This window comes from Polaribacter huanghezhanensis, assembly GCF_030444335.1.
Lineage (GTDB): Bacteria > Bacteroidota > Bacteroidia > Flavobacteriales > Flavobacteriaceae > Polaribacter > Polaribacter huanghezhanensis.
The window spans coordinates 292,018-317,800 of the sequence record NZ_CP128595.1 but is presented as its reverse complement, the minus strand read 5'-3'; the positions used below and the strand labels follow the sequence as shown (position 1 = coordinate 317,800).

Genomic DNA, 25,783 nt, shown 5'->3' with positions numbered 1-25,783 from the left:
TAAAAAACGAAGAAACAAAAAAATCCTTGCCAAACTGACAAGGATCTTTTAAGTTATAAATTGTAAACTATTATTTAGGATCTAATATTTCGTCAATTCTCTTAACGATATCTTGTAAATGATATCTTGTAATTGTATTTGGTGCAGTAGCAATTGCTTTTTTAGCATCGCGTTTAATTCTGTTTAATTCTCCTCTTACAATAGGTTTCACATCAGATAAATTTGCGTTAAAACTTGATTGTTTAAAATATCCACTATTTGCTCCACGTTGTGTTTTGGCTTTCATTAAACTGCCAAGTTGATCAATATAGGCTCTCTGTAAGTTTCTTCTGTAAACATCAATAGATTTTCTAGAATATAGTTCAGACCAAACCCCTCTACGTAAATCACCCATCATAGATAAAATTGTATAGGCTTTGTTTCCATTTAAAGTCTGATTTTCAATCATTCTTGACAATCTACCTGGTTTAAGAATTTTTCTTAAAGCACTAGTTTGCATAGCCATGATTCTGTCTGCATGACCAGAAAATTGAGTTTTACTGAAAATATCTTTATCAATCATCCATTTTGGAGTAGTAAATAATTGGTCATTAATAAACGTTAAAGCATTTTTCTGATGCGCCTTATCTACAGGAGTATATACAGCACCTTTTTGGTCAGAGGTTTTAAAATGTTCGTAAACCCCACCGATATTAGAAGCTACATGTCCCATGTAACGATTAAATTGGCTTAATACTTGACCGTACATGGTATTTAACTCACTATAATCTTCTCCCTTTTCATTTGTCCATTCTTGTAATCTTGGTAAAATTCTTTTTAAGTTTTTGATACCGTAGTTACTTGCTTTGATTGCGTCATCTCCTAAATCTTCAGTTTGAGAACTTGGGTCTATGACGTTCCCCGCTTGTTGATGCCCAAAACGATACATTGGGTCTCCAGCATGCTTTAAAATCCAACTATCTAAAACTGGTTTTTCACCTTTTTCTGATTTATCTAAAATTGGACGATATCCCCAAGAGATTGCATATTTATCATATACACCAATATTTGGCATTAATGCAACACCAACATCACCTGGTTGAGCTACGTAGTTAAAACGAGCATAATCCATAATTGAAGGAGCTGTACCGTATTTTTTTGTAAATGAAGCTGATCGTAATGAATCTACTGCATACGCAACACTACTTCCCATATTGTGAGGTAATCCAAGCGTATGACCTAATTCGTGAGAAGATACAAACTTGATCAATTCTCCCATCACTTCAGTTTTAAAATTATTTTTTCTTGCATTAGGATTAATCGCTGCAGTTTGAATAAAATACCAGTTGTGTAATAACGACATCACATTGTGGTACCAATTGATGTCTGATTCTAAGATTTCTCCAGAACGAGGATCACTAACGTGAGGTCCGTTTGCATTTGGAATCGGAGAAGCTAAATAACGAATTACAGAATAACGAATATCTTCTGGGCTATATTCTGGGTCTTCTTCTTTTGTTGGAGCTCTTTTTGCTACAATTGCATTTTTAAAACCTGCTGCTTCAAAAGCAACATTCCAATCATTTACACCTTGAATAATGTAAGGAACCCACTCTTCTGGTGTTGCTCTATCTACATAATACACAATTTGTTTTTTAGGTTCTACTAATTCACCTCTTTTAAATTTAGCAATATCTTCATCTTTAACTTCTAAACGATATCTGTCTAAATACCTAACTGTTTTACTTTTTTGAGCATCTAAACCGTAATCTACTTGCCCACGTGCAAACCATCCAACTCTTTCATCAAAATAACGGCGCTTCATTGGTACTTTAGGTAGTAAAATCATTGAATTACTCATTTCTAAAGAAATAGAACCAACACTTTGATTTGATGGTGGAGCAGATGAAGCATATGTTTTTACATCTCTAATTTCTATGTTTTGAGGGTAACTATTAATTTTATCAATAAAAGAACGTTTTGCATCTAATCTTGATACTTTTAATCTTTTTCTGTAAAAAGAAGGTAATCCAATAGCTGCAACATCTGTAGTAAATAAAGTTGTTGCATCAATTACAGTTGTTTTAGCATCTTTGTTAAGGGCTTTTATAGGGAAAGCGAATAATATTGGCTCAAAATTAGAGTTTACAACTGCTTCATGTACAGGTAAATCTTTATCTGCTACAACATCGTAAGAAACAACTCGTAATAAAATTTGCTTATCTTTTCTTTCCCAACGTAGTACTTGAGTGTTTGTTTTTCCACCGCCAAATCCAAGTCCGTTGGCTGTTTTGGCAATTCTTGTTACCATTAACATTTCTCTTCCTAAAAGTGAATCTGGAATTTCAAATAAATAGGCTTCATCTTTTTTATGAACTTTAAACAAACCTTCATCAGTTATAACATCTTTTGTAACAACTGATGCATAAGGTTGAATGTCTCCTTTTTTAGGTTTTGGAGCTGGTTTTACTGTTTCTTTAGCATCTTTTTTGTTTTTTTTCTTCTTGCGCTGAGCATCAGCATTTATAGAAAAACCAAAAACAAATAAAACAACTAATAATCTCGAAATTACTTTTTGTATCATAATTTATATTTTAAGGTTAGTGTAATTAAAAAATAGTTTTCGAATTTACTACTTATAAAAAATAAGAATCTTAAAGAAATGTTAAAGGCATTATAAATTAAACCAAAAAGATAATTTTAAATTAATAGATCTAAAACGCGGACTTAAAGGCGAATTTGTATTGTAATTATCATTATAGGCAATAAATAAATCTGACAACGGAGCAAAACGCCATTGTAGTCTTGAGTTAATGCCCAAACTTTGTTCTTGATTGCTGTATTGGATTAGTGTATTCCAAAATAAACTTTTATTAAAAGTAACATCAAAACGAGGGCCAATTAACCAAATAGACGCATTTGCATACGGGTCTGGTAAACTAATGTAATTGTAGTTTACTTGTATTTTTGTTTGAAAAAAAGGCTCTGCTCGCCAATTTAAATTCCCTTCCAATGAATATTTATTTCCGTTGTAAAACTGACCAATGGACGGAGAAATATCAAATGAGAATTGGTTTCTTATATCTGATCTATATTTTGCTTCGAAACTTGTGTAATAATACCCAACATTAGCAAGTAACTTTGTTGAGTTTGTTCTTGTAGGATCAAAACTATTATATAAAAATGTATATCGGTTAAACATTGAAAATTCAAGATTCGTAGAATTGTTAAAAATAATATTCCATTGGCTGATAATTGTATAATCAGAATTTTCGTATTCTAATTCTGGTTTCCAAATAAAAATTGGTGTAACAGATAAAGTATGTTTTTGAATTTTCCCTTTTTTAGGATAAAAAGTATATTCAAACTTAGGATTGATTTTAAAGATATCTGTTCTTCTGATAAAACCTAGATCTGATCTAAAATCATCTTCTATATAAACACCACTTAATCTGATTTTAAAATTTCTTGAATTGTATTGGGTAGAAATTCCTGCAGAAATATCTTTGCCGCTTGTTGTTGGCGAAAAAGATTTATGAATAAAATACCTTCCGTTCCACGTATTATTTTCTGACGCCAAATTGTAATCAATACCAAGTACTCTGTTGTATTTGTCTTCTTGTGCTAAAAAACTATAATCCTTTGTCGCTTGTTTGTTGATGAATAAAAAACTTAGATTAGATCTACTAAATAATTTTTGTTGAATTGCAACAACCGAATTATTTGTAGCAGGAATTTCATTAGCAATATCTTCTTCTGTTTGAACACTTAAAATACCTAAGCGCAAATTGCTATTTAATTTTCCGCTTAGTCTTGCGCCAGCAACAATTCCGTTTTCAATAGATTCATTATTTTTATTTTTAGCGATTCCAATACGTCTAGAGAAAAACGGATTTTCGTCTCTTGAGTCTCCAAAATCACCAAATAAATCACTGTTTTCAATAAAAAATTGTCTTCGTTCTGGTAACGAAATTTCAAAACGGGTTAAATTTGTTGTTTGCTGATCAACTTCTACTTGAGAAAAATCTGGGTTGATAGTTAGGTCTAAATTCATACTATTCCCAATTGCAAATTTAGCATCTCCGCCAATTTTTACATCATTAAAGGCGCTGTTATTTTCAAAATCTTTTCCTGAAAAAGTATTAATATAAGGAATAATTGCTATTGGTGCTCTAGATTTTCCTAATGGCTTTTCAAAAATCATTTCCCCCATATAAGCCAAACTAAATATATATTGATTTTGAGGAATATTCATCCAAGTATTTTGTTCATTATCCTGTGTATCAAATTGATAGCTATTGAACCGCCATTTGGTTTCTCCTTCTCTGAATTTAAAAGCTGTTAGCGGAATTGCAATTTCTGCAACATATGCATCTTTTAAAATTTGTGTTTTACAAACCCATTTGGTATCCCAAGCTAAATTAAATCCTCTTAAATCTGTTCCCCCGCCAGAAAGTAAAGCTTCCCTTTTAACTCCTGCCGGATTTGTTCCAAAGAAAAAAGCATTAGAGCCATCATTAAATGTATCAAAAATCAGAGTTACATTATCATTTCCAGAAGCTCTAAAATCTCTTCGTAAAGAAGGAATGATAAAATCGTTTGATTTTGCATGTACTTTAATTGCTACATATAAATTTTTGTCATCAAACATCATTTTTACTTCTGTTTGATTTTCTGCCTGTAAAGAATCTGTTGGAAAATACTGCCAGTAATTGGATGTTGTCTTTGCTTTTGCCCAAGCAGCTTCATTTAATAAACCATCTATTGATATTTTAGAAATATCAGTTTTTATATATTTTACAAAAACTTGCTTTGTTTTTTGAGCGAATAAGGTTGTGCAGCTAATTATAAAAATTAGGAATAGATTTTTTTTCAAAACGGTAATTTGGTTAGCGATTCGAAAGATAAATAAAAATAAAATAAAATCAAGTAATTTATTGAAGTTGAGAATACAAGAAAGTCCTGATTTCTACCAAACAAGAAGTGCAGCTTAAAAAAGCATCGTGTTTGCCATTCTGAATGGTGTTTAATTCACTAGATAGTCCAATTGAAGTTGCATATGGATGTAAAATCCCAGAACCGTCAGCGATAATTCCTGTATGGTTTACATCGCCTTGTAAATAAGGAACAACAGCGTCATCTGTTCCGTGAGTGCTGTACAAATTAGGTTCGTTCGAATTGATAAAACTCGAGCTAAATAATGCTCCAGAAATATTGATAACTGCTTTTACTACTGAAGGAAATGATTCGTTTCCGCTCATTCCTTCTAATCCGCCTTTTGAGTTTACATAATCAACAAAAGAGCTTCCGCCAATTGACGTTAACTCTGTATTTGTATGCACATAGGCATAATGCAAAGCGGTAATTGCGCCGGCAGAATAGCCGCCAATAAAAACTTTTGACGCATCAATTCTATAGACATTATTTGTTGCTGCATCTTTTGTGAAATAACGAACTGCAGCTTTCATATCTGCAACAGAATTTATAGCAACCTGTTTAAAAGCTAATTGAGTTGGTGTAATATCTAACAATCTATAATTGATGGAGGCTACAACATAACCAGCTTTTGCTAAAAATGTAGCAAGCTCTGTAAAATCGCTTTTATCGCCAGAAAGATAACTTCCACCGTGCGCTAAAACCACCAATGGTTTGTTGATTTCTGTATCGTTTGCCGGTTGATAAATATCCATAGACAAACCAGTTGTTGCTCCGCCTAAGGTAACATTTGCTCCATAACGGACATCTTTTGAAATGGTAATTGTTTCAAAAATCTGACTGTCGTATCGTTGTTGATTTTCTGCCTGATTGATATAATTTATTTCACTTTCAGTACAAGAAAGTAAAGTCATTAAAGAAATGCTTAGAAGAAAAATTTTACGAATCATAATTTAGTAACGAATCAGCGTTGTTTTTTGTATATCAACTCAAAAATAAAACAACTAATCAAAATTAATACTGAAATTAAAATTCCAACGGAATTTGTTTTGTACTGTTGTGTGATTAGAGTTATGAGTGCAATAATACAAGAAATAAACCCAATAAGAGGAATGATTTTATTTCCATTTATTTTTTTTGAAAGTTTAAAACCGATATAGTTTACTATTGCAAAAATGAGTAAAAATCCAATACTTCCGGTTATAGAAATACTTTCTAGGTTTAATACATTTACTAAAATGATTGTTGATATGGCAGTAATTAATAAACCTATTGGCTGATTCCAAAGTTTACTTGTTAATTCGTGAGGCAACTCATCATCTTCTGCAATTTCATAACTCACTCTGCTGCCTCCATAAAGGGATGCATTTATTGCCGAAAAAGTCGAAATTAATGCGGCTATTGTAATTGTTGTAAAACCAATTTTTCCTAAAAGTGGTTTTGCAGCTTCTGCCAAAACATATTCTTGTGCTTCAGCAATTTTAGCAAAAGGAAGCGATCCAACTGTAATTGCGGCAATAGTTATGTATAAAAAAATGACAAAAATTACAGAATAGTAATAGGCTTTTGGAATGTTTTTTATCGGATTGATAATGTCTGGAGCTGCATTCGCAATTAATTCAAAGCCCTCGTAAGCAACAAAGATTACCATTCCGGATGCCAATAAACTACTAGGAGATTTCCAATTAGAAATAGCTAGCTGTTCTAAATTTGGATTGCCAAAAAGGCCATAAATACCAATAACAACAAATCCTAATAAGATTATTAATTTAATGATTACCGCATAAGATTCAATTTGGCCAACAACTTTAATACTGTAGTAATTTATTGTAGTAGCAAAGAGAATTATGGAAGTAGCATAGAGATGAGCATCTATCGTTTTGTTGCTTGTTAATTTTAATAAATTTGGAGCATAAGAACCAAAAGCAGAAGCATAAAGGGCTAACATAATAATATAACTAATCCAAAGTAAGTTGTTGGTAGTTCCGCTAAAAACCCCCATGCCAAAACCTTTGTTTATAAATTTAACGGTTCCGCCTCTATCAGGAAAAGTTTGAGAAAGTTTTACGTAACTATAAGATGTTAGCAATGCAATAATTCCCGCAATTAAAAAAGCAATTGGAGTTCCTCCTTTTGCTAATGATACGGCTAAACCAAGAACAGCAAAAATTCCGCCACCAACCATTCCGCCAATTCCGATAGAAATGGCTTCTTTTAATTCAATTTTTTTATTGCTCATTGTTTTTTTTAAAAATTAAAGATAAAAAAAAGGAACTACATTGCTGTAATTCCTTTTTTAATATTTTTATCTAAAATAGATTTACACAACTTCCACAAACAAACCTTCGTCTGTTTTAGAAACTTTTGCAACCTCTTTCTTGGTTAATCCTTTAATGGTTTTGTCCCATTTTTTATTTGATAAACCAGATTGCGTTTTCAATTCATTCAAAGCTATTTTTTCTGTTTTTGTGATGATAGCTAGTAGCGCTTTCTCGTCATCAGTAAGTGCAACATCTGCAGCGATTCGCTGCTCTGGTCTCATTTGAGGGAAGAATAATACTTCTTGAATGGATTGATTGTTCGTTAAAAACATAATCAAACGGTCCATTCCAATTCCCATTCCAGAAGTTGGTGGCATTCCGTATTCTAAGGCACGTAAAAAGTCTTCGTCAATAAATTCTGTAGCTTCATCGTCTCCTTTTTCAGCTAATTTTAATTGATGTTCAAAACGCTCACGTTGATCTATCGGATCGTTTAATTCAGAATATGCATTGGCAATTTCTTTACCACAAACCATCAATTCAAAACGTTCGGTTAATTCTGGATTGTCTCTGTGTTCTTTACACAACGGAGACATTTCTTTCGGGTAATCAGTAATAAAAGTTGGCTGAATGTAATTTCCTTCACATTTTTCACCAAAAATTTCATCAATTAATTTCCCTTTCCCCATGGTTGCATCCACTTCAATTCCCATACTTTTTGCAGCTGTTCTAATTTCATCTTCTGTTTTATCAGTAATGTCAAACCTTGTAAAATGTTTGATAGAGTCAGCCATGGTTACTCTTGCGTATGGCGCCTTAAAATCTATTTTGTGTGCTCCGAAAGTTGCTTCCGTAGTTCCGTTTACGGCGATTGCACAATGTTCTAATAATTGTTCACAGAAATCCATCATCCAATTGTAATCTTTGTAGGCAACATAGATTTCCATGGCTGTAAATTCTGGATTGTGCGTTCTGTCCATTCCTTCGTTTCTAAAGTTTTTAGAAAACTCATACACACCGTCAAATCCACCAACAATCAATCTTTTTAAATACAATTCGTTGGCAATTCTCATGTACAACGGAATGTCTAAAGAATTGTGATGTGTTATAAAGGGTCTTGCTGCTGCGCCACCCGGAATTGGTTGTAAAATTGGAGTTTCAACTTCAAAATACCCAGCGGTATTAAAGAAATCGCGCATGGCGTTGAACAGTTTTGTTCTTTTTACAAAAACTTCTTTTACATGTGGATTTACAGCCAAATCTGCATAACGTTGTCGGTAACGCATTTCTGGATCTGTAAAAGCATCATACACAACCCCGTCCTTTTCTTTTGGTAAAGGCAATGGTTTTAACGCTTTGCTTAATAGAGTAAAGTCTTTAACTCGTACTGTTTTTTCGCCAACTTTCGTTGTAAATAATTCTCCTTCAATCCCCACAAAATCTCCTAAGTCTAATAATTTTTTAAAGACATCGTTGTATTTTGTTTTGTCATCACCTTCACAAATCACATCTCTATTAAAATACACCTGAATTCTGCCTTCCGAATCTTGCAATTGTGCAAAAGAAGCTTTTCCTTGTATGTTTATAGATACTAATCTACCAGCAATAATTACTTGTTTTTCTTCAGTAAAGTTTTCCTTAATCTGTTTTGAAGTGTGATTTACTGGAAATAAATCTGCAGGATAAGGATTGATTCCTAACTCACGTAATTTGGATAGTTTTTCTCTTCGTACAACTTCTTGTTCTGATAATTGCATATTGTTTAGCTTCTTTAAAAGGATAATTATAATAAAGCCGCAAAGATACAATCAATTACATAATTAAGCAATCAGCATTAAAGTAGTTTTGTAAATTTTTATAAAAATATATTGTTATATTTAAAAAAGCGTGTACATTTGCAGGCTGCTTTTTATAAAAGTAGCATTTAGTTGTGTTGTTTTGGCACTTTCATAAAAGTGTCGTGGTTTTGTTAACCAATGGAAAGCTTCCCTGAGATGGGACGCTTTTTTTTTGCTTTTTTTTTTGAAGCTGCCTGCCTGCCGCAGGCAGGTTTCCCGCTTTCAGTTATATCTTTTTATTTTAGCCTTTAGCCTTTAGCCTTTAGCTAAAACTAACTAAAGAAAGCCGATTTATATTCCCAAAAAGTGCTGATAAAAAACCAGAAATACACCAAGCCAACACCAAATTTTAAACTTGCGGATACAAAAAATCCGAGTAAAGAACCAAAAGATGCTTTTAATGCCCGGTCTGTATCTTTACTGTTGTTCATCATTTCGCCAATAAATGCACCCACAAAAGCACCAATTAAAATACCAAACGGAATAGGAGAGAACAGGCCAATGATCAACCCAATTGTGGTTCCGTATACTCCAGATTTACTTCCACCAAAACGTTTTGTTCCCATGGCTGGAATAAAATAATCGAGCACCCAAACCAAGGCAGCAACAAAAAGTGTAATACTTAAAAAAGTCCAATCTTTTGGAACGGTTGATGTAAAATGAAGTAGTAATAAACCAACCCAACCCGTTAACGGTCCGGGTAAAATGGGTAAAAAAGCACCGATGATTCCTAAAAAAATAAAGATAAATCCTAAGAAAAGTAAAAAAATGTCCATTAATTTTTTATTGTAAGACGAAAATACAAAAAGTTTGTTACTGGTGGTTTTTTCATTTTGAAAGTAAATTACTACCTTTCGTCTTTAAAACTGTTAGTATGAGGTCTTTAAAACTGCTTTTTTTTGCATTCCTTTTTTCTACTCAAGCTTTTTCACAATCTGAAGGAGAAGAATCTAATACAACTCAAAACTCTAAAAAAGATGTTCCTTTTACAATAATAGAAAATGGGCCAACCTATCCTGGGTGTATTGGAACTTTTAAAGAACGAAAGAAATGCCTAGATCTTAGTATCAGAAAATTTATTGTAAACAACTTTGATTCCTCTTTAATACAGAAGTTAGATTTGCCAGCAGGTAAATTTCAGTTTTTGATATCATTCAGAATAAAAACATCTGGATATTCTGAAACTATTAAAATTAAAGCTCCACATCCAGACATTGTAAAAGAAATTGAAAGAGTTGTATCAATAATTCCTAAGATGAAGCCCGCAACTCAAAGAGGCAAGCCTATTGCTATAAGATATTTAATTCCTCTTTCTTTTATGGTTGAGTAATTGCAGTTTGTCTAAAGATTAAATTAGAAAATCTTTCTTATTTTTTTGTTTTTAATAAATTTATAACTAAAAGATTAGTTTAAACTAATCTTTTAGTTATATTTGTTTTTTTAAACTAAAAACTTAGTTGAATATGATAAAGCAATTAACAAAAGCAGAAGAGCAGTTTATGCAGGTTTTATGGGGTTTAGGAGAAGCGTCTGTAAAAGAAATTATAGAACAACTTCCAAAACCAAAACCCGCATATAATACTGTTTCTACAATTATTAGAATTTTAGAAACCAAAGAATTTGTACATCACAAAGCGAAAGGAAGAGGGTATGTGTATTATCCAATTGTAGATAAAGATGTGTATAGCAACCAAACTTTGCATAAAGTTGTGGATGGTTATTTTGATGGTTCGTTTAAAAGTATGGTTTCCTTTTTTGTGAAAAAGAACGATATGGATATTGCTGAACTAGAAACAATTTTAAAAGAGATTAATAAGAAAGAAAATTAATTGTCTCCTCGAGCGGAGTCGAGAGGTCATTTAGGTCTCGACTCCGCTCGACCTGACATAAAAAACTAAAACTATGATAACTTATAGTATTCAAGTCGTTTTATTTCAAATACTATTTTTAGCGGTGTACGATTTCTTTTTAAGCAAAGAAACGTTTTACAAGTATAACAGATGGTATTTGTTAGGAACACCCATTTTGTCTTTTGTGTTGCCTTTGATAAAGATTCCTACTTTTCAAAGAGCCGTACCGCAAGAAATTATGATTTTACTCCCAGAAGTAATGTTATCACCACAAAAAGTAATAGAGAAAACGACCTTTTATAGGGATGGATCTATCAATTATCTAAATCTTTTATTTTGGATTGGAACTTTATTATTTACAATCGTATTTCTGATAAAACTATTTAAAATTATTCAGTTAATTACAAAGAATGAAACCATACAAAAACATTTCTATAAATTGGTTTTACTGCCAAAACAAGACAATGCCTTTTCGTTTTTTAATTATATTTTTTTAGGGAAAAATATTCCGATAGAAAAACAAGCATCAATTATTGATCACGAATTAATTCACGCAAAACAAAAGCATACGTTAGATTTATTGTTTTTTGAACTGCTAAAAATTGTGATGTGGTTTAATCCATTGATTTATTTTTATCAACATAGAATTACTTTGTTACACGAATATATATCTGATGCAGAAATTATAAAGGACACCAAAAAACATCAATATTTTAACACTTTACTAAGCCAAACCTTTCAGGTTGAAAACATTTCGTTTGTCAATCAATTTTACAAACATTCACTCATTAAAAAAAGAATTATTATGATGACAAAAAACAAATCAAAACAAATTAAAAAGGCAAAGTATTTATTGTTATTGCCTTTATTGGCGAGTATGTTGGTTTATACTTCGTGTAATATTGAAGATTCAATAAATCCTCAAGACCAGGAAGTTGAACATCTAAAACAAACAATTAAAGATTTAGAATTACGGAATGAAATTCAAAGTGGTTTGATGAATTATTTATTGAGAAAAACGGATTCATTGTCAAGAACACAAAATCCAGAAAACAAGTTTGATATTCCTCTTGCAATAATAGAAAATGTTCCCGTTTTTCCTGGTTGTGAAGAAGGAACAAGAAAAGATAAAATGGATTGCTTAAATGAAAAAATTAGACATACTATTATTAAAAATTTTAATGCAGATTTCATTAAAGATTTAGGGTTGCCTAAAGGAAGAGCAAAGATTTGGACTCAGTTTAGAATTGATGAAAATGGAAATATTGTAGATATAAATGTCATAAAATCTCCACATCAAAAACTTTCAGCAGAAGCAATACGAGTTGTTAAAACATTACCAAAAATGAAACCTGGTTTGCAACGAGGAAAAGCAGTTGGAGTTAAATATACCTTGCCAATTTCTTTAAATGTAGGATAAAAAAGCACAAATGGAAAAGGTATATATACTACTCTTAGTATGTGTGAGTATAAAAGTAGGAGCGCAAACTTCTACTTTTTCTCGTGCAGATAGTTTGTTAGAAAAAGGAAGATATGAGTTAGCATTAACGCAATTAAAAACGATTGATACTTTGCAAGATACTTCTAATTATAAAATTGGAAATATTTATGCCTCTGTTGATGATTTTAAAAATGCCATTGCGTACTATAAAAAAGCGTTGGTTTTTAAAGAAAGCTTTAAAGTGCAACTATCATTAGCGAATGCGTATCGTAAAGAAAAAAAATATAAAAATGCCATTCAGATTTATGAAAAACTTTTAGAAAAAGATTCGGAAAACTTAATTATCACCTATCAATTAGGTAAATTATATTTTGCTACAAACGATTTAGATAAAGCGGTACAAATTTTTACATTACTTTCTGAAAAAGATAAAAATAATCCTAATTATTATTATCAACTTGGACTAATTTCTGCGAACAAGGCTGATGGAAACGGAATGTTAGATAATTTTTTAAAAGCTTATAAAAGCGATAGCACACATCTAAAATCGGTGTATCAATTAGCAAGAACATTTTCGTTGATAAGAAAAAGAGATTCGTCAAGGTTATTTACCGATATAGGTTTGCGATTAGATAGTTTACATATCAATTTAAATAGGCTAAAAATCAATGAACTTTTTCGGGATAAAAAATATAAAAAAGCGATACTTCGTTTAAAAAAATTAGACTTCATAACCCCTAATAATCTTTATAATAAAAAGATGTTAGGAAGATCTTATTTTAATATCGATTCGTTAGATTTAGCCAGAACTTATTTTAAGTCCGCAAGAAATATTGATAAAAAAGATTTTAAAATTTTGACTTATTTGGGTCATATTTATAAAGCCGAAAAAAAATATGCCAATGCAATTTTTACTTATAAAATGGCAACAACAATTGGTAAAAAACCTAGAGCCGAAGAGTATTATAGTTTAGCACTATTGTATTTAGAAATAAAAAAACCAAAGGCGGCTATTGAAATGTTTAAAATGTCTATTAAAGAAAATAACAGACAACATAAGGTTTTATATCAATTAGCTTTGACTTCCGATTCTTATTATAAAGATAAAAAGATAGCGTATAAATATTACGAAGAGTACATTTCGAGGTTTAAAAAGACGGATAAAGATTTTACCGCTTTCGTAAAAAAGAGAATGAAAGAAATAAAAAAAGGATTGTTTTTAAAAGGAGAAAAAGTGGAATAATGATTCGTTTTTTAAAACAGTTTATAAATTGTACTTTTACCTTGTAAATTTATCACATGCGTTTTCGAGTACTTTCTCTTTTCTTCATTATTTTGGTTGGTACTTCTTGCGAGTATTTTAATTTTAAAAAGAAATCGCAATTACAAGAAGTAGATACCATTATCGATTTTTCTTCTGTCGATGTTTTTCCAACATTTGAAGCGTGTAAAAATTTTATCGATAAAGCAAAAAAAACGGACTGCTTTAGAAACACCATTCATAAACACATTTCTGAAAGTTTGGCAAAACACCAACTAGAAGTTAAAAATCCAGTAAATGAAATAATCCATGTTGTGGTTTTAATCAACAATAAAGGTGCTGTTTCTATTCAGAAAATCACTTCTTCTGAAATTCTAAAAAAAGAAATTCCTACAATTGATAGTTTAATTACAATAAGCTTGCGCGATTTACCAAGGCTTTCTCCGGCAACCAAAAGAGGAATTCCGGTTGCTACTCAATATCAAATTCCGATTCAAATTAACGTAAACTAAAAATAGATTTCCGTTTCCGAAAATCTATTTTTTATAAAGTTGTTGTCATTTCGAAGCGAAGCGAGAAATCTATTTTTTAATTTTAAAGCAGAGTTCTCGACTCGGCTCGAACAGACAATTGTGTTGTTAATTCAACATTTTCCAAAGTTGATCTTTCAATTCTGTCAAACCTGTGTTTGCTAACGAAGAGAAAAATATATGCGGAACGCCATCAGGTAAATCTTTGGTAATTTCTGCTCTTAATTCATCATCTAACATATCATCCTTAGAAATTGCCAACAGCCTGTTTTTATCTAACAATTCTGGATTGTGTGTTTTTAGTTCGTTCAATAAAATTTTATATTCTTTATTGATGTCTTCACTATCCGCAGGTATTAAAAACAACAACGTAGAATTCCGTTCTATATGACGTAAAAATCGAAATCCTAAACCTTTTCCTTCTGCAGCTCCTTCTATAATTCCAGGAATATCTGCCATGACAAAAGTTTGATGATTTCTATGTTCTACAATTCCTAAATTGGGTTTTAGAGTTGTAAACGCGTAATCAGCAATTTTTGGTTTTGCTGATGTAATTACGGATAATAAAGTAGATTTTCCTGCATTCGGAAATCCAACCAAACCAACATCAGCCAATAATTTTAATTCTAACAAATACCAGCCTTCAATTCCATCCATTCCTGGTTGCGAATATCTTGGTGTTTGATTTGTAGAAGATTTAAAATGCCAGTTTCCTAAGCCGCCTTTTCCACCGCGTAATAAGACAACTTCTTGCATATTATCTGTAATTTCAAAAAGGATTTCGTTGGTGTCTGCATCTCTAACAATTGTCCCTAAAGGCACATCTACATACACATCGCTACCGTCGTGTCCGGTACTTCTACTTTTACTTCCAGAACCACCATGATCTGCTCTAAAGTGTTTTTTAAACTTTAAGTGAAATAATGTCCACATATTTTTATTTCCACGCAAAATAACATGTCCACCACGACCACCATCTCCACCATCTGGACCACCTTTGGTAATAAATTTTTCTCTGTGTAAGTGCATCGATCCGCTTCCTCCTTTACCAGAAGTTGCGTACACTTTTATGTAGTCAACAAAATTTCCCTCAGTCATTATTTCTATTGTTTATATGTTGATTTGTTTCATAGTTTATTTGTGTTTTTGATAAACACATAAACGATTTAACGCATAAACAGTTGTTTAAAGTTTGTCAAAAACTGTTGCCAAACGATTTGTAATTTCGCTAATACTACCAACGCCATTTACACCATAATAGTTTCCTTGTGCTTGGTAATAGTCTTTTAAAACTGCCGTTTTTGTGTTGTATTCGTTAAAACGATTTCTGATTTTATTTTCGTCAGTATCGTCCGTTCTTCCGCTTGTTTTTCCTCTTTCTAATAAGCGTTCAACTAGTAAATCTTCAGAAACTTCTAAAGCGACCATTCCATTTATTTTTTCTCCTTTTTCAGCTAAAAAAACATCCAAAGCTTTTGCTTGAGATTCTGTTCTTGGAAAACCATCAAAAATAAAACCGTTTGCGTCTGCATTTTTATGTACTTCTGCTTTTAGCATTTCAATAGTTACTTCATCTGGAACTAAATCTCCTTCATCCATGTATTTTTTAGCAAGTAACCCTAGTTTCGTTTGGTTTTTAATATTGTATCTAAAAACATCTCCGGTAGAAATGTGAATTAGATGGTATCTTTCTTTTAGCAACGTTGCTTGTGTACCTTTTCCTGCTCCTGGAGGGCCAAATAATACAATGTTTTTCATAATTTTTATTCTTGTTGTGTTGTTGTTAGTTGATAAATGGCAGGATAGTTCCTTCCCAATCCATTGTAATCTAAGCCGTAGCCGACAATAAATTTATCTGGAATGCTTTTTCCAATATAATCTATTGGTAAATCTTTTTTAAATACATCTGGTTTAAAGAAAAGGGTAGCAATTTTTAATTGTTTTACTTTTTTGTCTTTAAAAATCTCGTAAATCTCTTCTAGTGTATTTCCTGTGTCAATAATATCTTCTAAAATAACGACAGTTCTACCTTCAATATTTTCATTAAGTCCAACGAGTTGTTTTACTTTTTCTGTTGATGAGGTGCCTTCATAAGAAGCTAATTTTACAAAAGAAATTTCGCAATCTTTTTTGTAAGCTTTCGCAAAATCTGAAACAAACATGAATGAACCATTTAAAATTCCAATAAACAACGGAGTTTCTCCTTCGCAGTCTTTCGCAACTTGTACCGCTAAAGAGTCAACGATGTTTTTGATTTCATCTTCATCAATAAATGATTTAAAACTTAAATCGTGCAATTTAATGGTGTTCATTTTGCAAAGATACGTTCTTGTTATTGAATGAAAAAACCGTTTTGAATTAAGTTCAAAACGGTTTTTTTATTTTAGTCTTTTTGTGTTATTCTTTTTCTTCTACTTTTTTAGAAGTATCAAACATTATAGGAGTTGCAATAAATAATGAAGAGTATGTTCCAACTACAACACCAATAATTAATGCAAACATAAATCCTTTAATAGAATCTCCTCCAAATAAGAAAATTGCTAACATTACTAGTAATGTTGTTAATGACGTATTGATGGTTCTTCCTAAGGTAGAACTTAATGCTTTGTCTACAATCTCAGTATATTTCCATTTTGTATGAATTCCTGTAAATTCTCTAACTCTATCAAAAATAATTACAGTATCATTTAAAGAATATCCAACAACGGTTAATATGGCCGCTATAAATGATTGATCCATTTCCATATCAAAAGGCATAAACTTGTACAAGATAGAGAAAACACCTAATACAATTAATACATCGTGGAAAACTGCAACTACAGCTCCAATACTAAATGATACTTTTCTGAAACGCAATAAGATATATAAGAACACCACTAAAAGAGAACCAAATACAGCCCAAAGTGCATCTACTTTAATATCATCTGCTATGGTTGGATCTACTTTCATGTAGCTCATAATTCCACTTGCATTTTCAGCTTTTTCGAAACCTGGTTTAAAGCTTTCGTAAGTAGTTGTTGTTAAATAAGGTTTTAATCCGTTGTATAAAGCAGCTTGAACTTCTTCATCAGCTGTTAAACCTTCGTCATCTATTTTGTATGCAGTTGTTATTTTTAATTGATTTGAAGAACCGTACGTTTTTACTTCTGGAGCAGAACCAAACACAGCTTTTAATTCTTCAGCAACCTTCGTTGAGTTCATTGGTTTGTCAAAATGTACAACATAAGAACGACCACCTTTAAAATCAACTCCTTGTTTTAATCCTAAAGTTGCCATAGAAACAATTCCTCCAATAATAATAGCTCCAGAAATAACGTAAGCAATTTTACGTTTTCTTAAGAATTCTATATTGATATTTTGGAACCAACCTTTAGAAATAGAAGTGTTAAATGTTAAATTACTATTTTTATTTACAGCTCCATCAATTAACATACGTGTAATAAATACTGCAGTAAATAATGATGTTGCAATACCAATCATTAATGTTAATGCAAAACCTTTAATTGGTCCAGTACCAAAAACGTATAAGATAATACCTGTTAATAAAGTGGTAATATTTGCATCAATAATTGCAGATAATGCTCCTTTTACACTAAAGCCATCTTCTACCGCTAATTTTAATCCTTTTCCTCCTCTTAATCCTTCTTTAATCCTTTCAAAAATGATAACATTTGCATCAACAGACATCCCAATTGTTAAGATAATACCTGCAATTCCTGGTAAAGTTAATACTGCACTAAACGATGCTAAAATTCCGAAGATAAATAAAATGTTTACCGCCAATGCAATGTTTGCAAATCCACCAGCTTTACCGTAGTAAAATAACATCCAAATTAATACCAATCCAATAGCCAATCCAAATGAATTGATACTACGATCAATTGATTCTTGCCCTAAAGAAGGACCAACAACTTGCGCTTGAATTATTCTAGCTGCAGCAGGTAATTTACCCGCTTTTAAAACCGTTGCAATATCTTGTGCTTCTGTAATGGTCATTGACCCACCAGAAATAGAAGTTCTACCACCAACAATTGGTTGATTTACAGAAGGAGCTGTATATACATAATCATCTAAAACAACTGCAACAAATTTACCAGCATTGTCTGTGGTCATTTTTTCCCATTGTTTAGAACCACTACTATTCATAGCCATGCTAACTTCTGGTTTGTTTCCTAATTGGTCAAAAACCTGAGCAGCATCTATAATTACATCACCTTCTATAGTTGCTTTATCTTTTCTGTTTGATTTGATTGCGTAAAGGTTTATTCTTTCTGATTTTTGCTCAGCAGCTAATTGAGGTTGTCCAGCTTGTTGAGTAGGAGTGAAAGCTTTATAGTCCCATAAAAACTTAACGTACCTTAAGTTGCTAGGTAGTAAAGATCTAACACCTTTCATTGCTAGTAGTTTATTAACCATGGCTGTGTCTTTTACTTTAGCATCTGCTACAATGGAACTTCTAAGTTGATCGTTAATTTGATAATTAGGAAATTGTAAATAAGTAAATAATGTTTTTTGACTGTTTACTTCTGTAGAATCTTTTTTCCCTAATAAGTTATCGATATCATCTTTTTTGATGGTATCGTTTGCTGTAGGATTTTCATCTTTTAAAAGTTGAGCGACTTTAGCGTCAGCGGTAAAGAAAAAACTTTGTAATTCTCTATTAGTAAACACTTCCCAAAATTGTAATTTGGCAGTACTTTCTAATAATCTCTTTACACGGTCAATATCTTTTGCGCCAGGCAATTCAATTTGAATTCTACCAGAGTTTCCAACACGTTGAATACTTGGTTGTGTTACACCAAATTTATCAATTCTACTACGTAATACTTCAAAAGCAGTATCAATAGAATTGTCTATTTCAGTTTGGATGATTGGCTTAACCTGCGCATTTGTTTTTTTAAAGTTAATTCCTTTTTCAGCTAATGTTTTAGTTCCGAAAATAGAAGGATCACTTAACTTAACAGTTCCATTACTTAATTTTTCAAATTCTGAAAAGAATAAATTTAAATACGTATCTGTACTACTTTTTTGTGCAGCATCTGCAGCAGTTAGTGCTTGATTAAAAACGACACTTTTAGATTCGTTAGACAATCCAATTAAAATATCTTTTACAGATACTTGTAAAACTGCATTAATTCCACCTTTTAAATCAAGACCAAGATTCATTTCTTTGTCTCTAATATCGTTATAGCTATATTCAGCAACTCCTAGATTGATGATTTTAATGTTACCAACACTATCTAAGTATTTTTTTTCAAACTTAGCTATAGCTTTACCATCATTATTGGTAGCTTTTTCTTTCGCATACACCTTTGCGGCATCTTCAACATTCCCTGCGAAATAGGTAAATGATAATTGATATAAACTTACTAATCCAAAAAGGATAGCGAATAATCTGATAAGTCCTTTGTTTTGCATCTTCTATTTAATTTTAATCGACTTCTTTTCTTTGTAAAAACGTGCAAATATAGTATTTCAAAAAAGAGTAGCCAATTGTTTTGTCATATTTGTAGTATAAGATTCTTGTTTTTCAAAGCTTTAAAAAAAATGACAAATAAGAACCTTTAATTTTTTATATATTTACTCACCAAAAATAAGAGAATTAATCAATAAAAATAAAATTATTTCAAATGGCTTATCAATCTGATATTGAAATAGCACAGGCTAAAACCTTAGTGCATATTAAAGAAATTGCTGCAAAATTAAATATTGATGAAGATACTATGGAAATGTACGGCAAGTACAAAGCCAAATTACCTTTAAGTTTAATAGATGAAGATAAAATAAAACAAAATAATCTTGTCCTTGTTACAGCCTTAACTCCAACGCCAGCAGGAGAAGGAAAAACAACTGTTTCTATTGGATTGACAGAGGGATTGAATAAAATAGGCAAACAAGCAACGGTAGTTTTAAGAGAGCCTTCTTTAGGACCTGTTTTTGGAATAAAAGGAGGAGCAGCCGGTGGAGGATATTCGCAAGTTGTGCCAATGGAAGATATTAATTTGCACTTTACAGGTGATTTTAACGCCATTGAAAAAGCCAACAACCTTTTATCAGCTTTAATAGATAACAATTTACAAAGTGCTGTAAATAACTTAAATATTGATCCGCGTACTATTTTATGGAAACGTGTAATTGATATGAATGATAGAGCTTTACGAGATATTACAATTGGTTTGGGTGGAACGGGAAACGGAATTCCAAGACAAGACGGATTTAACATTACACCAGCGTCAGAAGTGATGGCAATCTTGTGTATGGCAACAGACTTTGAAAACCTTAAAAAACGTTTAGGAGATATTTTTATCGGTTTTACTTTTGATAAAAAACCTGTTTTTGCACGCGATTTAAAAGCAGAAAATGCGATGGCAATTTTATTAAAAGATGCCATCAAACCAAATTTAGTACAAACCTTAGAAGAAAACCCTGCAATTATTCATGGTGGACCATTTGCAAATATTGCACAAGGAACAAATACGCTTTTAGCTACAAAAATGGGATTAAGTTTATCTAATTACGTAGTAACAGAAGCTGGTTTTGGAGCAGATTTAGGCGCAGAAAAATTTTTAAATATCAAATCAGCTTTTGGAGGATTAAATCCGAAATGTGTGGTTTTAGTTGCAACAATTAGAGCATTGCGTCATCATGGAGGTGCAAAACCAGACGAATATAACACGCCAAGTATAGAAAGAGTTACAGAGGGGTTTAAGAATCTAGAAAAGCACATCGAAAACATCCGCAAGTTTAATATTGAACCCGTTGTGGCAATCAATTCATTTGTTTCAGATTCTGATGAAGAAGTACAGTTTGTAAAAGATACGTGTGTTAGTTTAGGAGTTCAGGCTGTATTGTCTGAAGGTTGGGCAAAAGGAGGAGAAGGAACCAAAGAGTTAGCAACTGCGGTTGTAGATGTGGTAGAAAATAAAGCAACGCAGTTTAAACCTTTATATGATTGGAAAAGTCCTGTAAAAGAAAAAATAGCAATTATCGCAAAAGAAATTTACGGAGCAGATGGTGTTATTTATGATAAAAAAGCAGAATTAAATTTACGAAGAATAGATCGTTTAGGATTTAATGATTTTGCGATTTGTATGGCAAAAACTCAAAAATCTTTTTCAGATGATGATAAGTTAATAGGAAGACCAACAGGGTTTTCTGTTACGGTTCGTGAAATTGAAATTGCTGCTGGAGCACAATTTATCATTCCTATTTTAGGGAAAATGATGCGTATGCCAGGTTTACCAGCAAAACCAGCATCAGAAGGAATGACGATTGATAATAATGGTGTTATTTCTGGGTTGTCTTAAATCCCCTTTGCCTTTCTGGCATTTCCCCAAAGGGAAAAATTAAGTTTTATTCTGAGAATTTTATAGAATAAAAAAATCCAGCCAAATGGCTAGATTTTTTTCAAAACTAATAGCTAAAGGCAAATTGCCAAAAGCTAATCAGTTATAATTCTAACAATCCGTTTGTTTTTTTAACACCTTCTGCAGATGCTTTTAAATGTGCTTTTTCAGCATCACTTAAATGAATTTCAACGATTTTTTCGATTCCGTTTTTACCTAAAACAACAGGAACCCCAATACATAAATCGTTCAATCCATATTCTCCTTCTAACAACGTAGAACAAGGAAATATTTTTTGTTGATCACAAGCAATTGCTTGTACCAAACCAGAAACTGCGGCACCTGGAGCGTACCAAGCAGAAGTTCCTAATAATCCAGTTAATGTTGCTCCACCAACTTTGGTATCTTCTAAAACTTGTTGTAATCTTTCTGTAGAAATAAATTCTGAAACAGGAACAGAATTTCTAGTTGCTAAACGAGTTAATGGAACCATTCCTTTGTCAGAATGACCACCAATTACCATTCCGTCAACATCAGAAATTGGTGCTTCTAATGCCTCTGCCAATCTATATTTAAAACGAGCAGAATCTAAAGCGCCACCCATTCCAATAATTCTATTTTTAGGTAAACCAGTCGTTTTATGTACTAAATACGTCATGGTATCCATAGGATTAGAAACCACAATGATGATAGTGTTTGGAGAATGTGCTATCAAGCTAGCAGAAACCATTTTTACAATTCCTGCATTAATTCCAATTAATTCTTCACGTGTCATTCCTGGTTTCCTAGGAATTCCAGAAGTAATTACACAAATATTTGAATCTGCTGTTTTAGAATAATCGTTTGTTGATCCTGTAATTTTAGTGTCAAATCCGTTTAAGGAAGCTGTTTGCATTAAATCCATTGCCTTACCTTCTGCAAAACCTTCTTTAATGTCTAAGATTACAACTTCTGATGCGAAATTTTTAATAGCGATGTACTCTGCACAACTTGCGCCAACTGCACCTGCGCCTACAACTGTTACTTTCATTTTATTTTTGTTTTGTGTTGAATAAATTTTGTTGTACAAAAGTACTATAAATAATTGTAAATAAGCTTTGATGTAAATCAAAAAAGGCTGCGAATTTCGCAGCCTTTTGTACTTTTGTTTATTTAGTATATTATCTAATACTTATGGCAAAACCAAGATTTGCTGTATTGTATTCTTGGAAAGTAAAACTTCCAAAAATCTTTAAAAAACCTAAGCTTAGTCTAGTTCCTATTGTTGATCTAAAACCATTTGCATCAAATTTTGAATTAATAGGGTCCTTAATCGTTCTAGTTAGAGGGCCATAAGATAATGTATAATTCCCTAGCATTTTAAGAGTTGAACTTCCTGATCCGTATCCTAAACCTCCATAAAAATTGATAAAAGGGAAATTTAATGAGGCAATTGCTTGAACAGTATAAGATTTCAGTTCAAATTCTGCAACACCATTTGTTACATTAACACTTCCAGTATTGGTAATATTATAGTCCACATTCATTGTGGTATATGCAGCTAATAAAGAAACATGTAAAGGTAATTTATCTAAAGGGCCAAACCAACTTGTTATTTCTTTTTTTATACCTAAACCAAGTAAATCTCCTTTTACATTATCAGAACCAACTTTTGGGACATAACGCAACATTGCATCCATTTTAAAAGGCAATCCTATGCTTAATTGAACAGCTGGTGCTGGTATAGCATTTGATGGTAATTTTTCTTTGACACCGCCTGGTGCATTAAATGTTGTTGAATATGTTGTGCCATTATAAACATAGTTGACAGTAGTAATAGGGGTTGTTTTTTCGGATCCAGAAACTGTTGCAGCAGTTATAGAACCTGTATTTATTGATGTTAAACCAGATAAGGTAAACATTTCGTCTTTTGTAGGAACTATTGATGCATTTAAACTAATTGAAATATCAAAACCAAATTTTTTATGAACTTTTGCTGTATGGTACCAACCATTATTCATAGAGTGAATTAATCCTTTCATTGCTGGATTGATATATGCATCAATCAATTTACCTCTATCACTGTCGCCCGCAAGAAGATATCCTTCAAAACCATCTTGTGCTTTAGCAGTATTGCTTAGTGCAAATACGCTGATAAAAATTAAAATGTACTTTTTCATAATATAAAAGTTTAGTTAAAATTTGTTGTTTCATTTTATTAATGCTAATATAGTAAGAAAATAAAAAACACACCTAAGAAGGTGTATTTTTTGATAAAAATACAACAAATATCGTAGTCTTTTAGGCATCAATATTTGCATATTTTGCATTCTTTTCTATAAACTCTCTACGTGGCGGAACTTCATCTCCCATTAACATAGAAAATACTCTATCAGCTTCTGTTGCATTATCTATTACAACTTGTCTTAAGGTTCTGAACTCTGGATTCATAGTGGTGTCCCATAATTGTTCAGCATTCATTTCTCCCAAACCTTTATAACGTTGAATAGTAACAGAACCACCCATTTGTTGAGCGATTAAATCACGTTGATTGTCATCCCAAGCATATTCTCTTTTTTGTCCTTTCTTCACTAAATATAAAGGTGGCGTTGCAATATAAATATATCCTTGCTCAACCATTTCTCTCATATATCTAAAGAAAAACGTTAAAATTAATGTTGCAATATGGCTACCATCTACATCGGCATCACACATAATAACCACTTTATGATAACGTACTTTAGTTAAATTCAATGCTCTTGGATCTTCTTCTGTTCCGATAGAAACGCCTAAAGCCGTAAACATGTTTTTGATTTCTTCGTTTTCAAAAACTTTGTGTTGCATTGCTTTTTCAACATTCAATATTTTTCCACGTAAAGGTAAAATTGCTTGAAAATTTCTATCTCTTCCTTGTTTTGCTGTTCCACCTGCCGAATCTCCCTCAACTAAGAAAATTTCACATTGAGCAGGATCTGTTTCAGAGCAGTCAGATAATTTACCAGGTAAACCACCAATACTCATCACCGTTTTACGTTGCACCATTTCTCTGGCTTTACGCGCTGCGTGACGTGCTTGTGCTGCTAAAATTACTTTTTGAACAATGATTTTTGCATCATTCGGGTTTTCTTCTAAATAATCAGTAAGCATTTCAGAAACAGCTTGAGATACTGCAGCAGTAACTTCTCTGTTTCCTAATTTTGTTTTGGTCTGACCTTCAAATTGAGGTTCTTGAACTTTTACTGAAATAATTGCCGTTAATCCTTCACGGAAATCATCACCTGCAATTTCGAATTTTAAATTCTTTAACAATCCAGAATCATCTGCGTATTTTTTAAGCGTAGCTGTTAATCCACGTCTAAAACCAGATAAATGTGTTCCTCCTTCGTGTGTATTAATATTGTTTACATACGAATGTAAATTTTCTGAATACGAAGTGTTATATACCATGGCAACTTCAACAGGAACGCCATTTTTTTCTCCTTCAATAGAAATAACATCACCAATTAATTGCTCTCTTGTGCTGTCTAAATATCTGATAAATTCAGGCAAACCAATCTCACTATGAAAAACTTCTGAGATAAAGCTTCCTTCGTCATCTGTGTTGCGTTTATCAGTAAGTGTAATTGTAATTCCTTTATTTAAGTACGATAATTCTCGCATACGAGTTGATAAAGTCTCGTAATTGAATTCTGTTGTTTGTAAAAAGATTGATTTGTCTGGTGAAAAAGTAACAATTGTCCCTGTAAAATCTGTTTCTCCAATAGTTTTAACAGGATATAATGCTTTTCCTTTTTCATATTCTTGTTCCCAAACTTTTCCATCTTTATGAACCGTTGCTCTTAAATGTTCAGAAAGTGCATTTACACAACTTACACCAACTCCGTGTAAACCTCCAGAAACTTTATAAGAATCTTTGTCAAATTTACCACCGGCACCAATTTTTGTCATTACAACTTGTAGTGCAGAAACGCCTTCTTTTTTGTGAATTCCAACCGGAATTCCACGTCCATTATCTCTAGTGGTAACAGAATTGTCTTCGTTGATGGTTACATCAATAGTGTCACAATATCCGCCCATTGCTTCATCGATAGAGTTGTCTACAACTTCATATACTAAATGATGCAATCCTCGAACTCCAATATCTCCAATATACATTGATGGACGCATTCTAACATGTTCCATTCCTTCTAATGCCTGAATACTATCGGCTGAATAATCGTGTTTTTTTTCTTCGCTCATTATTTTGAATTAAATTAAACATTATTGTCACTTCGAGTGATTTCGGTTTTTTTCGAAATTGTATCGAGAAGTCATAAAAAAATCGCCCAGAAAAGACGAAACCTTACCTAACAAATTTAATCAA

17 protein-coding genes and 1 pseudogene are annotated in these 25,783 nt (G+C 32.1%); 6 read left to right on the top strand and 12 right to left on the bottom strand.

The genetic code is table 11. The annotated features are described in order from the left end of the window. Positions 1 to 70: 70 nt before the first annotated feature. The 6 genes from KCTC32516_RS01520 to KCTC32516_RS01495 all read right to left on the bottom strand — a co-directional run bounded on the left by KCTC32516_RS01520 (position 71) and on the right by KCTC32516_RS01495 (position 9,789). Complete coding sequence (locus KCTC32516_RS01520; protein WP_301401580.1) at positions 71 to 2,563, bottom strand: zinc-dependent metalloprotease; 2,493 nt, start codon at positions 2,561 to 2,563, stop codon at positions 71 to 73. A 90-nt stretch (positions 2,564 to 2,653) separates the two neighbouring features. Continuing rightward, positions 2,654 to 4,855: a DUF5916 domain-containing protein gene (locus KCTC32516_RS01515; RefSeq protein ID WP_301401579.1), complete on the bottom strand. Its 2,202-nt coding sequence runs from the start codon at positions 4,853 to 4,855 to the stop codon at positions 2,654 to 2,656. A gap of 58 nt (positions 4,856 to 4,913) precedes the next feature. Continuing rightward, complete coding sequence (locus KCTC32516_RS01510; protein ID WP_301401578.1) at positions 4,914 to 5,864, bottom strand: alpha/beta hydrolase; 951 nt, start codon at positions 5,862 to 5,864, stop codon at positions 4,914 to 4,916. Between the two features lie 14 nt (positions 5,865 to 5,878). After that, positions 5,879 to 7,153 carry an APC family permease gene (locus tag KCTC32516_RS01505; RefSeq protein ID WP_301401577.1) on the bottom strand — a complete coding sequence of 425 codons (1,275 nt, stop codon included), beginning with the start codon at positions 7,151 to 7,153 and terminating at the stop codon, positions 5,879 to 5,881. 81 nt (positions 7,154 to 7,234) lie between these two features. Next, positions 7,235 to 8,932 carry a lysine--tRNA ligase gene (gene lysS / locus KCTC32516_RS01500; protein WP_301401576.1) on the bottom strand — a complete coding sequence of 566 codons (1,698 nt, stop codon included), beginning with the start codon at positions 8,930 to 8,932 and terminating at the stop codon, positions 7,235 to 7,237. A 353-nt stretch (positions 8,933 to 9,285) separates the two neighbouring features. Further along, positions 9,286 to 9,789, bottom strand: a complete 504-nt coding sequence (locus KCTC32516_RS01495; RefSeq protein ID WP_301401575.1) for a DUF456 domain-containing protein — start codon at positions 9,787 to 9,789, stop codon at positions 9,286 to 9,288. A 98-nt stretch (positions 9,790 to 9,887) separates the two neighbouring features. On the opposite strand from KCTC32516_RS01495, the gene KCTC32516_RS01490 reads away from it, so the two are divergent. From KCTC32516_RS01490 to KCTC32516_RS01470, 5 genes are all read left to right on the top strand, one after another. After that, positions 9,888 to 10,343: an energy transducer TonB gene (locus KCTC32516_RS01490; RefSeq protein WP_301401574.1), complete on the top strand. Its 456-nt coding sequence runs from the start codon at positions 9,888 to 9,890 to the stop codon at positions 10,341 to 10,343. Between the two features lie 133 nt (positions 10,344 to 10,476). Beyond that, positions 10,477 to 10,842, top strand: a complete 366-nt coding sequence (locus KCTC32516_RS01485) for a BlaI/MecI/CopY family transcriptional regulator (protein WP_301401573.1) — start codon at positions 10,477 to 10,479, stop codon at positions 10,840 to 10,842. 73 nt (positions 10,843 to 10,915) lie between these two features. Further along, positions 10,916 to 12,283 (top strand): M56 family metallopeptidase, encoded by a 1,368-nt coding sequence (locus KCTC32516_RS01480; RefSeq protein WP_301401572.1) that lies wholly within the window; start codon positions 10,916 to 10,918, stop codon positions 12,281 to 12,283. Between the two features lie 10 nt (positions 12,284 to 12,293). Next, a complete protein-coding gene (locus tag KCTC32516_RS01475; protein ID WP_301401571.1) occupies positions 12,294 to 13,547 on the top strand; it encodes a tetratricopeptide repeat protein in 1,254 nt (417 codons plus the stop codon). Between the two features lie 56 nt (positions 13,548 to 13,603). Beyond that, entirely contained in the window at positions 13,604 to 14,077 is a 474-nt protein-coding gene (locus tag KCTC32516_RS01470) for a hypothetical protein (RefSeq protein WP_301401570.1), read from the top strand. 126 nt (positions 14,078 to 14,203) lie between these two features. On the opposite strand, the gene obgE is transcribed toward KCTC32516_RS01470, so the two are convergent. From obgE to secDF, 3 genes and pseudogenes are all read right to left on the bottom strand, one after another. Beyond that, a complete protein-coding gene (obgE, locus tag KCTC32516_RS01465) occupies positions 14,204 to 15,193 on the bottom strand; it encodes a GTPase ObgE (RefSeq protein ID WP_301401569.1) in 990 nt (329 codons plus the stop codon). Positions 15,194 to 15,280: 87 nt separating this feature from the next. Further along, positions 15,281 to 16,407, bottom strand: a pseudogene (locus KCTC32516_RS01460) (adenylate kinase). Positions 16,408 to 16,492: 85 nt separating this feature from the next. Further along, positions 16,493 to 19,513: a protein translocase subunit SecDF gene (gene secDF, locus KCTC32516_RS01455; RefSeq protein ID WP_301401568.1), complete on the bottom strand. Its 3,021-nt coding sequence runs from the start codon at positions 19,511 to 19,513 to the stop codon at positions 16,493 to 16,495. Positions 19,514 to 19,725: 212 nt separating this feature from the next. On the opposite strand from secDF, the gene KCTC32516_RS01450 reads away from it, so the two are divergent. After that, entirely contained in the window at positions 19,726 to 21,402 is a 1,677-nt protein-coding gene (locus KCTC32516_RS01450; protein WP_301401567.1) for a formate--tetrahydrofolate ligase, read from the top strand. A 142-nt stretch (positions 21,403 to 21,544) separates the two neighbouring features. On the opposite strand, the gene mdh is transcribed toward KCTC32516_RS01450, so the two are convergent. The 3 genes from mdh to gyrB all read right to left on the bottom strand — a co-directional run bounded on the left by mdh (position 21,545) and on the right by gyrB (position 25,659). Then, entirely contained in the window at positions 21,545 to 22,471 is a 927-nt protein-coding gene (gene mdh / locus KCTC32516_RS01445) for a malate dehydrogenase (protein ID WP_301401566.1), read from the bottom strand. Positions 22,472 to 22,601: 130 nt separating this feature from the next. Further along, positions 22,602 to 23,600, bottom strand: coding sequence for a DUF6588 family protein (locus KCTC32516_RS01440; protein WP_301401565.1), 999 nt, complete (start codon positions 23,598 to 23,600; stop codon positions 22,602 to 22,604). Between the two features lie 121 nt (positions 23,601 to 23,721). Continuing rightward, positions 23,722 to 25,659: a DNA topoisomerase (ATP-hydrolyzing) subunit B gene (gene gyrB / locus KCTC32516_RS01435; RefSeq protein ID WP_301401564.1), complete on the bottom strand. Its 1,938-nt coding sequence runs from the start codon at positions 25,657 to 25,659 to the stop codon at positions 23,722 to 23,724. Positions 25,660 to 25,783: the final 124 nt, after the last annotated feature.